The sequence below is a fragment of the Methylobacterium persicinum genome (genome assembly GCF_022179525.1).
Taxonomy (GTDB): Bacteria; Pseudomonadota; Alphaproteobacteria; order Rhizobiales; family Beijerinckiaceae; genus Methylobacterium; species Methylobacterium persicinum.
The window spans coordinates 62,222-74,780 of record NZ_BPQX01000018.1 but is presented as its reverse complement, the minus strand read 5'-3'; the positions used below and the strand labels follow the sequence as shown (position 1 = coordinate 74,780).

Here is a 12,559-nt window from a genome sequence, read left to right as displayed (position 1 = left end):
GGCTGTTCCTGCGGTCGGACGACCGGCGGCGAGGGAGTGACCTCGGCGGCCCCTAATATGGGTCTGTGCGCCCGCCCCTGCCAACCTGCGGCACGATGACGGGATAGGCTTCGATCCGCACGTCCGCCGACGGATGCTGCGGTTCGACGTCGGCACAGAGGGTGTCGGGCACCGCCGTCAGGGGGCCATGCCGGGGCGGACGATGCTCGATCACCTGCGCGGAGGAGAACGCATCGCCCCCGCAGGGCGAGCCCGCCGAAAGCGGCTGCGCCATCGCCGGGCCGGCGATCAGGAGTTGGAGGAGGAAGGTGATTCGCATGGCTCGTTCCGTCCTCGCATCACCGGGTCGTCTCGCTCCGCTCGCGATGACGGAGCAGGATGTCAGTCCACGCCCTCGACCAGCACGACCTCGCCGATCCCCGCCGGACGGCGCTTCTCGACCGCGGCCTGATATTCCGGCGAGTAGTAGTAGGTCCGCGCCGCCTCGTAGGACTCGAATTCCAGCACGACGTTGCGCGGCCGGGCTTCGCCCTCCAGCGCCTCGCTGCGGCCGCCGCGGACCAGGGGCTTGCAGCCGTATGTCTTCATCGCCTCGGAGGCCATCGCGGCGTACTCCTTGTACGTCTCGGGGTCCGTGACCGTCATGCGGACGATGATGTAGCCCTTGGCCATGCCGTCTCCTCCGGCGGCCCGCGCCGCCGCCGGGGGCATAGGGCGCCGCCGCGGCGAAGGGAAGCGCTACTGCGCCGGCAGGCTGGCCTGGGCCAGAGCCGGATCCGCGCCGGGCCTGCCCGCCGTCTCCGTCTGGCCCGTCCGGGCCCAGCGGGTCGCCTCGATAATGTTGGTGCCGATCTCGGTGAGCACGGAGATCCGCAGGGGCACGAGCAGCCGCGTCCCCTCCACGGGGGCGAGCCACACGGACATCTCCCGGTTGTCTTCCATGAACTTCACACCCGGCCGGTCGGGACGGTGCCCGGCCACCGCCCGGTAGCGGGCGTTGCAGACGAGGACGGGGCCGGCATAACCGGGCTTCTGGACCTCGCGGGTCTCGGCGTAGCTCAGCACTACGTCGAAGCGGGTCGCCCCGTCGAAGAGGGGCAGGGTCCGGTCGCAATTGGCCGGATCGGTCGGGGCGCTGCCCTGGCGGACCGGCATGACCAGGGCGCTCGCCGGGTCGATCACGCCGCGCTTCTCGGCGGCGGTGACGGGAACCCGGTCCTGCATGTCGATGAGGGGCGGCGTGACCTCGGTCTGCAGGACGTTGCCGTGGGCGAGGGCCATGCGCACGGCGATGCCGGAACTGGCGGTGCGGGTGGCGATGGAGAAGGCGTTCGGGAGCGGGCTCGCGGCGATCGTCCCCGTGGAACGGGCCGCGCCCTGGCCGCCGGTGATGGCCCCCACAAGGCCCGTCAGCGTCGCGGAAACATCCATCCGGTACGAATCGTGCTCGAACGCGCCGGCGAGGCGGGCCGTGCCGATCCGCAGCCCTGCCAGGGCGATGGCGTAATCGACGGCCAAGGACGCCGGCGCCGCAGACGACCGCGCCTTGCGGGGCCGGGCCTGGGCGGAGGGCGGCAGGAGGCACAGCGTGGCGGCGACGCCCGCCGCCAGAAAGGCCTTGAGCTGGATGGTGTTACGCATGGTCCGGCTCGAATCCTGAAGGCCGCGCCGGTCGGGCCGCGCGGGGTATGGTCCGGTTATCCCCATGACGTGGTTAACAGACGGTTCGGCCGAGGCAATGCGGCTGGAGCCTTGACGGGGCGGCCATGCGTCGCCTATAGCCCCCGCCTTCAACAGGACTCCGCCGGACCTGGTTTGACGCACGGGCGCAGCCCGCGGCGCGAAGGTTTGCGCAGGCTGCGATCTGGCCCGCGGCGGAACGAAACAGGATTGTTTAAGTCATGGCACGCCGCTGCGAACTCACCGGCAAGGCCGTTCAGGTCGGCCACCTCGTGAGCCACTCGAACCGCAAGACCAAGTGCCGGTTCCTGCCGAACCTGTGCAACGTCACGCTCCAGTCCGATGCCCTCGGCAAGCGCGTGCGCCTGCGCATCACCGCCCACGCCCTCCGCACGGTGGAGCATCGCGGCGGCCTCGATGCCTTCCTCGCGAAGGCCTCTGAGGGCGAGCTGTCGCAGACCGCGCGCCTCCTCAAGCGCGAGCTGCACAAGAAGCTCGCCGAGGTTCCGGCCGCGGCCTGAGGCTCGCCTCTGGCTCCAGTTTGAAAGCGACCGGCGCTCTGAAGGGCGCCGGTCGCTTTCGCATGTCTGAACGGCTTATCTTCCGCGCACGGGACGCCATTGCGAGCCGTGCGAAGCCGTGACATCCGGGCGATCCGATCACAGGAGTCGCCCGTGTCCGAAAGCCGCCCCCCGCTCCCGCCCTTCACCGCCGAGACCGCTGCGCGCAAAGTCCGTGCGGCCGAGGACGGATGGAACGGCCGCAACCCCGAGAAGGTGTCCCTGGCCTACACGCCGGACAGCCGGTGGCGGAATCGCGCCGAGATCTTCTCGGGCCGCGAGGCGATCGTCGCCTTCCTGACGCGCAAGTGGCAGCAGGAGCACGAATACCGGCTGATCAAGGAGCTCTGGGCCTTCCACGGGGACCGCATCGCCGTGCGGTTCGCCTACGAATTCCACGACGCATCTGGGGCGTGGTTCCGGGCCTACGGCAACGAGAACTGGGAGTTCGACGAGAACGGCCTGATGCGGGCGCGCCACGCCAGCATCAACGACCGGCCCATCACCGAGAGCGAGCGCCTGTTCCATTGGGACCGCTCCGGCCCCCGCCCGGCCGACCACCCGTCGCTGAGCGACCTGGGGCTGTAAGCGCCGCCGTCATTGCGAACGCAGTGAAGCAAACCAGGGATCCGCTACATTCGAGAGCGTCCCGCTGCCCTGGATTGCTTCGCTTCGCTCGCAAGGACGGCGAGGTTGCGGGGGCCGCCTACCGCCGCCCGCCCGCCGCCATCCGCGCCGGTTGCCGCATGAGAACCGGGGCGCCGTTCTCCTCGAACAACTCCGCGAGCTTCTCCGTCATGGCGCCGCCGAGTTCCTCGGCATCGATGATCGTCACCGCCCGCCGGTAGTAGCGGGTCACGTCGTGCCCGATGCCGATGGCCAGCAGTTCCACGGGGGACCGGGTCTCGATATCCTCGATCATCCAGCGGAGATGCCGCTCCAGATAATTGCCGGCATTGACCGAAAGGGTCGAGTCGTCGACCGGCGCACCGTCCGAGATGACCATCAGGATCTTGCGCTGCTCCGGCCTGCCAAGCAGCCGCTGATGCGCCCAGTCCAGGGCCTCGCCGTCGATGTTTTCCTTGAGCAGCCCCTCGCGCATCATCAGCCCAAGGTTCTTGCGCGCCCGGCGCCACGGGGCGTCGGCGGCCTTGTAGACGATGTGGCGCAGGTCGTTCAGCCGGCCCGGCGACGGGGGCTTCCCGGCGGCGAGCCACGATTCGCGGCTCTGCCCACCCTTCCAGGCGCGGGTGGTGAAGCCGAGGATCTCGACCTTCACGCCGCAGCGCTCCAGCGTCCGCGCCAGGATGTCGGCACAGGTGGCCGCTACGGTGATCGGCCGCCCGCGCATCGACCCGGAATTGTCGAGCAGCAGCGTCACCACCGTATCGCGGAAATTCGTGTCCTTCTCCTGCTTGAAGGAGAGCGGCTGGAACGGGTCCGTCACCACCCGCACGAGGCGGGCGGGATCGAGCTGGCCCTCTTCCAGGTCGAAATCCCAGGCGCGGTTCTGCTGGGCAAGGAGGCGGCGCTGCAGCCGGTTGGCCAGCCGTCCGACGACGCCCTGGAGATGGGAGAGCTGCTTGTCGAGGTAGCTGCGCAGGCGGGCGAGCTCGTCCGCGTCGCAGAGGTCCTCGGCGTGGATCACCTCATCGAATTTCGGGCTGAACACCTTGTAGTCGGGGCCCCGCGCCTCGCTCCCCTGCTTGGGCGGCGGGCGTGAACCCTCGGCGGCCTCGTCCGATTCGGCATCCTCGGCCTCGTCGGGCAACTCGCCGCTGGGCGCGTCGGCTTCCTCCTGGGCGCCCTCCTCGATGTCGTCGGAGGCCTCCTCGGAGGTCTCGATCTCGGCGCGGTCGCCCTCCGACTTCTGCTCCGCATCGCCCTCGCTGGGGTTCTGCTCGTCGTCCTGGGTATCGTTCTCGTCGTCGTTCTCGTCGTCCTCCGGGTCGAAGGGCGTCTCGTCCGACATGTCCAGGGACGAGAGGAGGTCACGGATCGAGCGGGCGAAGGCGCGCTGGTCCTCGATGGAGCCGATGAGCCCGTCGAGGTTCGGCCCGGCCTTGGCCTCGATATGCTCGCGCCACAGGTCCACGATCTTCGACGCCGCCTCGGGCGGGGCCTGCCCGGTGAGGCGCTCGCGCACCATGAGCGCGACGGCGTCCTCCAGGGGCGCATCGGCCCTGTCGGTGATGGTCTCGTACTTGCCGCCCCGGTGGTACCGGTCCTCCAGCATCGCCGCGATGTTGCTCGCCACGCCCGTCATCCGGCGGGAGCCGATGGCCTCCACCCGCGCCTGCTCGACCGCGTCGTAGACCGCCCGCGCCGGGGCGTTCTCCGGCGCGAAGCGGCGGTGGAGCGCCACGTCGTGGCAGCCGAGCCGCAGAGCCATGGCGTCGGCATTGCCGCGCAGCACCGCCACGTCCCCAGCCGACATCTTGCGCGGCGGCTCGGGCAGACGGGCCTTGTCGCCGGTCAGGGCAGGCCGGTCGGTGGCGTAGGTCACCTCGATCTCGGCCTTGCGGGCGATGGCACGCAGGCACCCCGCCACGGAGCGCTTCAGGGGCTCCGCCACGGGTTCGCGCCGCTCGCCGGGCTTGCGGTTGGACAGGGACATGCGGGCTTTCAGCTCAAGGCGACGTTCATCGCGCTCTCGGGCAGCTCCTTGCCGAAGGCGCGCTGGTAGAACTCGGCGACGAGGGTCCGCTCCAGTTCGTCGCACTTGTTCAGGAAGGTCACCCGGAAGGCGAAGCCGATGTCCCGGAAGATGTCAGCGTTCTCGGCCCAGGTGATCACCGTGCGCGGGCTCATGACGGTGGAGAGATCACCGTTCATGAAGGCGTTGCGGGTGAGGTCGGCCACGCGGACCATGCGGTTGACGATGTCCCGCCCGCTGTCGCCCTTGTAGTGGGGCGCCTTGGAGAGGACGATGTCCACCTCACGGTCGTGGGGCAGGTAGTTCAGGGTCGTGACGATGGACCACCGGTCCATCTGGCCCTGGTTGATCTGCTGCGTGCCGTGATACAGGCCCGACGTGTCGCCGAGGCCGACGGTGTTGGCGGTGGCGAACAGGCGGAAGGCCGGGTGCGGGCGGATCACCCGCTTCTGGTCGAGCAGGGTCAGGCGGCCCGAGACTTCGAGCACCCGCTGGATCACGAACATCACGTCCGGACGGCCGGCATCGTACTCGTCGAACACGAGGGCGACGTTGTTCTGCAGCGCCCAGGGCAGGATGCCGTCCTGGAAGGCGGTGACCTGCTTGCCGTCCTGCAGCACGATCGCGTCCTTGCCGACGAGGTCGATGCGCGAGACGTGGCTGTCGAGGTTGATGCGGATGCAGGGCCAGTTCAGTCGGGCCGCAACCTGCTCGATATGGGTCGACTTGCCGGTGCCGTGATAGCCGGTGACCATCACGCGCCGGTTGCGGGCGAAGCCGGCCAGGATGGCGAGCGTCGTCTCCCGGTCGAAGATGTAGTCCGGGTCGAGGTCGGGCACATGCTCTTCCGCCTCGGCGAAGGCGGGCACCTTGAGATCGAGGTCGATACCGAAGACGTCGCGGACGGAGACGGTGCGGTCGGGGAGCCGGGCGGGCGTATCGTCAGAGAGCATTCGGGACCTCTTGGAGCGCGGGGCAACCCTTGGGGCGGCATCCGCGCGGGAGATGCGTGGGAAGCGGGTTTCGCAAGCCGCGGAACCTTAGACGGCGGCGGAAAGACTCGCTACCGGGGGAGACACGACCCCTCATATAGAGCCCACCGGCCTCCGCTTCGAGCGGGGCCGTGCATTGATCATGCCGGGCGGTCAGCAGAGGCCTGCGGTCCGGAGGACGTCGTGGGCGCGGATGATGTCCCGCAGGCGCTCCTCGAACGAGCGGTCGCCCCCGTTGGCGTCCGGGTGGAAGCGCTTCACCAGCGTCTTGTACTGGGCCTTGATGCCGGCCGTATCGGCAGTCTCGTCGAGGCCGAGGACGTCGAGGGCCTTCCGCACGGCGGCCGAGCGGCGGGGCTGCTCCGGCTCTTCCTGGCGGGCACGACGGGCCTTCTCTCCGACGCCGTTCGCCCGGAGAATGCCCAAGGGATCGACATAGGCCCAATCCCGGGTCGCCTCAGGCTCGGGCTTGCCCGGGCCGGTGCGGTTCACACCCATCGCCCAGGTCGGCCGGTGCCCGATCAACGCATCCTTCTGGTAGGCCTGGACGGCGGCGTCGTTCATCCCGTCGAAGTAATTGTAGGAGGCGTTGTACGCACGGACGTGATCCATGCAGAAGCGCCAGTACTGCCCTTCCGCCTTGCGGCCCTTCGGCGCGCGGTAGAGGCCGGGGTTCTTGCAGCCGGGACTCTCGCACGATGCCTCGGCAGTCGCCCTGGGCTCGTCGCAGGACGGCTTGATGCGGATGCTGTCGAACAGGCGCGAGTTGAGATCCATGACGGGCCGATTATGAGGGGGAGTATCGCCAACACAAGGGCGCTGGGCCTGATGACGCATGCGCGAAACCAGGCTTGACGGCGCGAGCGACGCGGGACCCACGATGGCTGAGACGCTTCGGGACTGGATCGAGATGCGGCTGCGCGCCGAATTGGCGCCGACGCAGCTCGACGTAATCGACGAATCACACCTCCATGCCGGCCATTCCGGAGCACGACCTGGGGGTGAAACCCATTACCGCCTCGATATCGTGTCGGCGGCCTTCGACGGGAAGAGCCGGGTGGAGCGTCACCGTCTCGTGAACGGCCTGCTGGACGCCGCTTTCGCCCGCGGCCTGCACGCCCTGGCCCTGCGGGCCCGCACGCCGGCCGAGGCCGCCTGACCATGACCGGAAGGCCCCGGCCGTGACCCTCGTCTGTACGCCGGAGATCGCGATCCCCGAAGGCGAGCTCGAGGAGAGCTTCGTGCGGTCTTCGGGGCCGGGGGGCCAGAACGTCAACAAGCTCTCCACGGCGGTGCAGCTGCGCTTCGACGTGCGCCGCTCCCGGGCCCTGCCCGATCCCGTGGCCGTGCGCCTGATGCGGCTGGCCGGGCGGCGCCTCACCGACGAGGGGATCTTGGTCCTCGTGGCCCAGCGCTTCCGCACCCAGGAGCGCAACCGGGCCGATGCGCGGGAGCGCCTCGCCGCCCTCGTGGCGGAAGCTGCGGTACCGCCCACGCCCCGCCGCCCCACCCGGCCGACCCTCGCGTCGAAGAAGCGGCGGCTGGAGGACAAGACCAAGCGCGGGGCCACGAAGCGGATGCGCGGCGCACCGATGGATTGAGGAGGCAAGCTGCCTCCATTCCCGGCCGCGCGCCCACGGGGCGCATTGCGGCCCGGGATGGCGCCGCCGATATCGGCGGCACGACACGAAACGACAGGACGACATGCCCGAACTGCCCGAGGTCGAGACCGTTCGCCGGGGCCTGGAGCCCGCCATGGTCGGCGCCCGCTTCAGCCGTTTGACCCTCCGCCGGCCGAACCTGCGCTTCCCGTTTCCCGAGCGCTTCGCGGCGCGGCTCGAAGGGCGCACCGTCACCGCCCTCGCCCGACGGGCGAAGTACCTCACCGCCGCCCTCGATTCCGGCGAGACGCTGATCATGCATCTCGGCATGAGCGGGCGGTTCGACGTGGCGCTGCCGGATGGCCGCAACCTCTCGCCGGGGGATTTTTACCTGGAGGGCGCGCAGGGCGTGCCCAAGCACGACCACGTCGTGATGGCGATGTCCTCGGGCGCCACCGTGACCTACAACGACGCCCGCCGGTTCGGCTTCATGGATCTCGTCCCCAGCGCGTCCCTGGAGACCTGCCGCCACTTCGCGAAAATGGGTGTGGAGCCCTTGGACGGTCTGACCGGCGCCGTGATCGCGGGCCTGTTCCGGGGGAAGGTCACCCCCCTGAAGGCCGCCCTCCTCGACCAGCGGTTGATCGCCGGCCTGGGCAACATCTATGTCTGCGAGGCCCTCCACCGGGCGAAGCTCCATCCGGAAGCGCCGGCCGGTAGCCTTGCCAAGCCGGATGGCCGCCCGGCCACCCCGGCGAACGCCCTGGCCCGGGCCATCGTGGCCGTCCTGACGGAGGCGGTGCAGGCGGGGGGCTCGACGCTCCGCGACTATGCCCGCACCGACGGCAGCGCCGGGGGCTTCCAGCACGCCTTCCGGGTCTACGACCGCTTCGGCCTCGCTTGCGCGCGTGCCGGTTGCACGGGCACGGTGGCGAGGGTGGTCCAAGCGGGCCGTTCGACCTTTTTTTGTGCCACCTGTCAGCCATCGGCTGCCGAAGCGGTGGCCCACCGCTCCGCAGGACGGCAATTTCGCCACAAAAGCGGTTAGGGTCATGATCCGGACGCCCCAACCCGTTGCGGGCGGCCGGCGCGGATCCCTCGCGAGACGGATCGGCCGGGCCGCCGAGGATGCCGATGTTCTTTCGCCGTTCCAAGACGACGCCCGGTGAGGGACCGGATAAGGTCGAGTACGAGGGCCAGGAAGAGGGCCAGCCCCTTCCGCAGCGCCTCTCGCCGCGCTCGCCCAGCGAGGCGATCAAGCCCATCGCCGCCCCGCCGCCGCCGGAGAGGCCGGACCGCGAGCGAGGCAGCTTCATCGGCCTGTTCAGCGGCCTGCTGACCTTCGCGGTGGCCGCCGCCCTCGCGGCGATGGTGACCCTTACGATCTACCAGCGCAACGTACAGGAGCCGGGCCCCCTTCCCGCGGACAAGGTCGTGGTGATCCCGAGCCACAGCGGCACGAGCGAGATCGCCGACACACTCTCCAAGGAGGGTGTGATCCAGCACACGGGCCTGTTCGAGTTCGCCGCCCGGTTCGGCGGCCGCCCGCCCCTCCGCGCCGGCGAGTATCTCTTCAAGGCCCATGCCAGCATCGCCGACACCCTGGACACCCTCGCCACCGGCCGGCAGGTGCAACACGCGATCACCTTTCCCGAGGGCCTGACCTCCGAGCAGATCGTCGCCCGCCTCAACGAGAACGACGTGCTCTCCGGCGATATCGGCGAGGTCCCGCCGGAGGGCTCCCTCCTGCCGGATACGTACAAGTTCGAACGCGGTGCAACCCGTCAGCAGATCGTCAACCTGATGAAGACCAAGCAGCGCGAGGTGCTGAACCAGATCTGGCAGCGCCGCAGCGCCGACATCCCGGTGAAGACCCCGGCCGAACTAGTCACCCTCGCCTCGATCGTCGAGAAGGAGACCGGCCGGGCCGACGAGCGCCCCCGGGTCGCCGCCGTCTTCGCCAATCGCCTGAACCGGCGGATGAAGCTGCAATCGGACCCGACCATCGTCTACGGTCTCGTGGGAGGCCGCGGCACCCTCGGCCGGGGCATCCTGCGCTCCGAGATCGACCGGGCGACGCCTTACAACACCTACGTGATCGAGGGTTTGCCTCCGGGCCCCATCGCCAACCCCGGCAAAGCCGCCCTGGAGGCCACCGCCAACCCCTCCCGCACCCGCGACCTCTACTTCGTGGCCGATGGGACCGGTGGGCACGCCTTCGCCGAGACCCTGGAGGCGCACCAGCGCAACGTCGCCCGCTGGCGGGCCGTGGAAAAGAGCCGGCAGTCCCCGCCGGACGCCGTGGACAAGGCCGATCCCAACGCCGACCCCTCCGCTCCCCGCCCCGCGGGCGCGGCCCCGGCGCCGGGCACCAACGCGGCCCTCCTCGACCCCGCCTCGGCGGAGGCCCGCTCCCGGGCGTTCGATGCCTCGGAGGGGACACGCCTCGATCCCCTCAAGAACAAGACCTACGACCTGGGATCGCCGAAGAGCATCCCGGTACTCGCCGAGCCGCCGGCGGTGAAGGCCAAGCGGTAGCGGGCTGCAGCGGACGTCCTTGGGAGGAGACAAGGTTTCTCCACCATCGACGACATCCTCACCGTCTTTGCGAGCGCAGCGAAGCAATCCAGTCCCAGGACTGCTCCGCTGCGCTTGTAAAGACGGAGGCGGAGGGGGAGGCCCGCGGGCCGAAGCGCGCGGAACGATGCGCGCCCCCTTTCCCTGGTAAAAAATCCGTGCGACAGCCGCCGTCCCTCAGGACGACGGCACCGCCCATGGCCCAGATCGCGAGCATGACGGGATTCGCCCGTGCCGCCGGCACCACGGGGGCGATGCAGTGGGCGTGGGAAGTCCGCAGCGTCAACGGGCGCGGCCTCGACGTGCGGGTCCGGGTACCGAACGGCTTCGAGGCCGTGGGCGAGACCGCCCGCACTGCCCTGCAGAAGACCCTCTCCCGCGGACAGTGCCAGCTCACCTTGACCCTCACCCGCAGCGAGGGAGCGCCGCGGGTGCGGATCAACGAGACCCTGCTCGCGAGCCTCGCCCAGGCGGTGGCGCGGGTGCCCCGGCCGGAGGGCGTCGCCCCCGCCACCATGGACGGGCTCCTCGGCATCCGCGGCGTCGTGGAGGCCGAGGACGAGGCGGCGCCGGACGCCGATTCGCTGAACCGCGACCTCACCGAAGGCGTCGTACGGCTGGTGGCCGACCTCGTGGAGGCCCGCCGGTCCGAGGGGCGGCAGCTCGAAGAGGTCGTCTCCGGCCAGATCGCCCGCATCGCCGCCCTGACCCAGGCCGCCGAGGACGATCCTTCCCGCCGGGTCGACGCGGTGCGCGCCCGGCTCGCCGCGACGGTGGAGGCCCTCTCGCAGACAAGCCTCGATCCCGAACGCCTGCATCTGGAGGCGGTGCTGCTGGCCGCCAAGGCCGATGTCCGCGAGGAACTCGACCGGCTGAAGGCCCACGGGGCTGCCGCCCGCGAGTTGCTCGCCGCGGGGGGTGCCATCGGCCGCCGCCTCGATTTCCTCGCCCAGGAATTCGGCCGCGAGGCGAACACCCTCTGCGCCAAGGCCGGTGACATCGGGCTGTCGCGCATCGGGCTCGACCTCAAGGCGGTGGTCGAACAGTTCCGCGAGCAGGTTCAGAATATCGAATGAGTTGGGGGCATAAAGTGAGGCCGCTGACGACAGGGAGCCGGGCGAAGCCGTGATCGACGAGACGAGAATTGCGCGGCGGGGCCTGATCCTCATCCTGTCCTCGCCCTCGGGCGCGGGCAAGACGACCCTCACCCGCGCCATCGCTGGGGATCCGAGCTGGGCGCTGGACCTGTCGATCTCGGTGACGACCCGGGCGCGGCGCCCCTCGGAGATCGACGGGCGGCATTATCACTTCATCGACCGCGAGGCGTTCGAGGATCTGCGCGCCCGGGACGACCTGCTCGAATCGGCCGAGGTGCACGGCAACTTCTACGGCACGCCCCGGCGTCCGGTGGAGAAGGTGCTGGGCGCCGGCCGGGACATGATCTTCGACATCGACTACCAGGGCACCCGGCAAGTCCGCAGCAAGCTGGCCGGCGACGTGGTGAGCGTGTTCATCCTGCCGCCGAGCATGGCCGAGCTACGCCACCGCCTGGAGCGCCGGGCCGAGGATTCGGCCGAGACCATCGAGCGCCGCCTCGCCAATTCCCGCACCGAGATCCAGCGGTGGAGCGAGTACGATTACGTCATCGTCAACGATGACCTTCAATCCGCCTTCACCGCTTTGAAGGGCATCCTCGCCGCCGAACGGCTGAAGCGCACCCGCCAGACGGGCCTTGCCGCCTTCGTCGAAGGGCTCCTGGCCGAGGCCGACGGGCAGGGTTGAGCGGACGGCCCTGAGCGGCCTCACTCCGTCATCGCGAGCGAAGCGAAGCGACCCAGGGCAGCGGCCGGTTGCCGAATGGGGCGCCTCCCTGGATTGCTTCGCTACGCTCGCAATGACGGGGAGGGTTCGCCGTAACGGAGGCGAGCCCTCAGGACGAACGCAGCCACACCCGCATGGCATCGAACGTCCCATTCGCCGCCGCGACGACCGCCTCGGACTCTCCTTCGTACCCATCGAGCCGGGCGCGGAAGGACGCCCACATGGCGCCCGTCCGGGCTCCGTGGCCGGAATAGTAGGCCAGCCCGTCGCCGGTCAGGCCGTGCATCGCCGTGATGTGCCGGCCGATCACCCGGCCGCCAAGGGTCGAGCCCTCGAGCACGTAGAGTGCCCCCATCGCCGTCGCCGGCCCGTCGAGACTGATGGAGCGCGCCCGGTCCAGCCCTGCGATATCCTCCGTGGACAGGCCGAGGTAGGCAAGGTCCCGGTCCAGCGCGTCGAGGCGGCGGCGGGGATCGAAGAACGCGCCGTCACTCAGCGCGGTGCCGATCACCGGCTCCCAGGCCGCATGAAAGCCGCGCAGGCGGGCGAGCAGCCCCCGGTATCCGGCGAGCGACGAGACCCGCGCCTGCCAATCCAGGTCCCGCTCCAAGGCTTCGTGGGCCGGAGCCGTCGCCGCCCGCAACCGCAGGTGGAGGTTCGAGTCGGACATGA

At 70.0% G+C, this 12,559-nt stretch carries 15 protein-coding genes; 8 read left to right on the top strand and 7 right to left on the bottom strand.

Going from position 1 to position 12,559, the window contains the following annotated elements:
- Window positions 1–52: 52 nt before the first annotated feature.
- The 3 genes from MFF22_RS07780 to MFF22_RS07770 form a co-directional block, all read right to left on the bottom strand.
- Window positions 53–319, bottom strand: coding sequence for a hypothetical protein (locus tag MFF22_RS07780; protein WP_238248391.1), 267 nt, complete (start codon window positions 317–319; stop codon window positions 53–55).
- A 62-nt stretch (window positions 320–381) separates the two neighbouring features.
- Complete coding sequence (locus MFF22_RS07775; RefSeq protein ID WP_238248390.1) at window positions 382–672, bottom strand: DUF1330 domain-containing protein; 291 nt, start codon at window positions 670–672, stop codon at window positions 382–384.
- Window positions 673–738: 66 nt separating this feature from the next.
- Window positions 739–1,641 carry a DUF3108 domain-containing protein gene (locus MFF22_RS07770; RefSeq protein ID WP_238248389.1) on the bottom strand — a complete coding sequence of 301 codons (903 nt, stop codon included), beginning with the start codon at window positions 1,639–1,641 and terminating at the stop codon, window positions 739–741.
- 260 nt (window positions 1,642–1,901) lie between these two features.
- On the opposite strand from MFF22_RS07770, the gene rpmB reads away from it, so the two are divergent.
- Window positions 1,902–2,201, top strand: coding sequence for a 50S ribosomal protein L28 (gene rpmB, locus MFF22_RS07765; RefSeq protein WP_238248388.1), 300 nt, complete (start codon window positions 1,902–1,904; stop codon window positions 2,199–2,201).
- Window positions 2,202–2,354: 153 nt separating this feature from the next.
- Window positions 2,355–2,828 (top strand): nuclear transport factor 2 family protein, encoded by a 474-nt coding sequence (locus MFF22_RS07760; protein WP_238248387.1) that lies wholly within the window; start codon window positions 2,355–2,357, stop codon window positions 2,826–2,828.
- A gap of 118 nt (window positions 2,829–2,946) precedes the next feature.
- Here MFF22_RS07760 and cobT read toward each other — a convergent pair whose 3' ends face one another.
- The 3 genes from cobT to MFF22_RS07745 all read right to left on the bottom strand — a co-directional run bounded on the left by cobT (window position 2,947) and on the right by MFF22_RS07745 (window position 6,665).
- Entirely contained in the window at window positions 2,947–4,857 is a 1,911-nt protein-coding gene (gene cobT, locus MFF22_RS07755) for a cobaltochelatase subunit CobT (protein ID WP_238248386.1), read from the bottom strand.
- An 8-nt stretch (window positions 4,858–4,865) separates the two neighbouring features.
- Complete coding sequence (gene cobS / locus MFF22_RS07750) at window positions 4,866–5,849, bottom strand: cobaltochelatase subunit CobS (RefSeq protein WP_238248385.1); 984 nt, start codon at window positions 5,847–5,849, stop codon at window positions 4,866–4,868.
- A 192-nt stretch (window positions 5,850–6,041) separates the two neighbouring features.
- Window positions 6,042–6,665 (bottom strand): J domain-containing protein, encoded by a 624-nt coding sequence (locus MFF22_RS07745; protein WP_238248384.1) that lies wholly within the window; start codon window positions 6,663–6,665, stop codon window positions 6,042–6,044.
- Between the two features lie 103 nt (window positions 6,666–6,768).
- Between MFF22_RS07745 and MFF22_RS07740 the strand changes: the two genes are divergently transcribed.
- The 6 genes from MFF22_RS07740 (at window position 6,769) to gmk (ending at window position 11,848) form a co-directional block, all read left to right on the top strand.
- Window positions 6,769–7,047 carry a BolA family protein gene (locus MFF22_RS07740; RefSeq protein WP_238248383.1) on the top strand — a complete coding sequence of 93 codons (279 nt, stop codon included), beginning with the start codon at window positions 6,769–6,771 and terminating at the stop codon, window positions 7,045–7,047.
- 22 nt (window positions 7,048–7,069) lie between these two features.
- Window positions 7,070–7,489 carry an alternative ribosome rescue aminoacyl-tRNA hydrolase ArfB gene (gene arfB, locus MFF22_RS07735; protein ID WP_238248382.1) on the top strand — a complete coding sequence of 140 codons (420 nt, stop codon included), beginning with the start codon at window positions 7,070–7,072 and terminating at the stop codon, window positions 7,487–7,489.
- A 103-nt stretch (window positions 7,490–7,592) separates the two neighbouring features.
- On the top strand, window positions 7,593–8,537 hold the full coding sequence (gene mutM / locus MFF22_RS07730) for a bifunctional DNA-formamidopyrimidine glycosylase/DNA-(apurinic or apyrimidinic site) lyase (RefSeq protein ID WP_238248381.1): 945 nt from the start codon (window positions 7,593–7,595) through the stop codon (window positions 8,535–8,537).
- 86 nt (window positions 8,538–8,623) lie between these two features.
- Window positions 8,624–10,027: an endolytic transglycosylase MltG gene (gene mltG, locus MFF22_RS07725; RefSeq protein WP_238248380.1), complete on the top strand. Its 1,404-nt coding sequence runs from the start codon at window positions 8,624–8,626 to the stop codon at window positions 10,025–10,027.
- A 236-nt stretch (window positions 10,028–10,263) separates the two neighbouring features.
- Window positions 10,264–11,142 (top strand): YicC/YloC family endoribonuclease, encoded by an 879-nt coding sequence (locus MFF22_RS07720; RefSeq protein ID WP_238248379.1) that lies wholly within the window; start codon window positions 10,264–10,266, stop codon window positions 11,140–11,142.
- 49 nt (window positions 11,143–11,191) lie between these two features.
- Complete coding sequence (gene gmk / locus MFF22_RS07715; protein ID WP_238248378.1) at window positions 11,192–11,848, top strand: guanylate kinase; 657 nt, start codon at window positions 11,192–11,194, stop codon at window positions 11,846–11,848.
- A gap of 148 nt (window positions 11,849–11,996) precedes the next feature.
- On the opposite strand, the gene MFF22_RS07710 is transcribed toward gmk, so the two are convergent.
- Entirely contained in the window at window positions 11,997–12,557 is a 561-nt protein-coding gene (locus MFF22_RS07710; RefSeq protein ID WP_238248377.1) for a biliverdin-producing heme oxygenase, read from the bottom strand.
- Between the last annotated feature and the right edge of the window lie 2 nt (window positions 12,558–12,559).

Excerpts from the sequence above, each read along its gene's own strand:
- MFF22_RS07780 (WP_238248391.1), bottom strand. The coding sequence starts at position 319 with ATGCGAATCACCTTCCTCCTCCAACTCCTGATCGCCGGCCCGGCGATG.
- MFF22_RS07775 (WP_238248390.1), bottom strand. The coding sequence starts at position 672 with ATGGCCAAGGGCTACATCATCGTCCGCATGACGGTCACGGACCCCGAG.
- MFF22_RS07770 (WP_238248389.1), bottom strand. The coding sequence starts at position 1,641 with ATGCGTAACACCATCCAGCTCAAGGCCTTTCTGGCGGCGGGCGTCGCC.
- rpmB (WP_238248388.1), top strand. The coding sequence starts at position 1,902 with ATGGCACGCCGCTGCGAACTCACCGGCAAGGCCGTTCAGGTCGGCCAC.
- cobT (WP_238248386.1), bottom strand. The coding sequence starts at position 4,857 with ATGTCCCTGTCCAACCGCAAGCCCGGCGAGCGGCGCGAACCCGTGGCG.
- cobS (WP_238248385.1), bottom strand. The coding sequence starts at position 5,849 with ATGCTCTCTGACGATACGCCCGCCCGGCTCCCCGACCGCACCGTCTCC.
- MFF22_RS07745 (WP_238248384.1), bottom strand. The coding sequence starts at position 6,665 with ATGGATCTCAACTCGCGCCTGTTCGACAGCATCCGCATCAAGCCGTCC.
- MFF22_RS07740 (WP_238248383.1), top strand. The coding sequence starts at position 6,769 with ATGGCTGAGACGCTTCGGGACTGGATCGAGATGCGGCTGCGCGCCGAA.
- mutM (WP_238248381.1), top strand. The coding sequence starts at position 7,593 with ATGCCCGAACTGCCCGAGGTCGAGACCGTTCGCCGGGGCCTGGAGCCC.
- mltG (WP_238248380.1), top strand. The coding sequence starts at position 8,624 with ATGTTCTTTCGCCGTTCCAAGACGACGCCCGGTGAGGGACCGGATAAG.
- MFF22_RS07720 (WP_238248379.1), top strand. The coding sequence starts at position 10,264 with ATGGCCCAGATCGCGAGCATGACGGGATTCGCCCGTGCCGCCGGCACC.
- MFF22_RS07710 (WP_238248377.1), bottom strand. The coding sequence starts at position 12,557 with ATGTCCGACTCGAACCTCCACCTGCGGTTGCGGGCGGCGACGGCTCCG.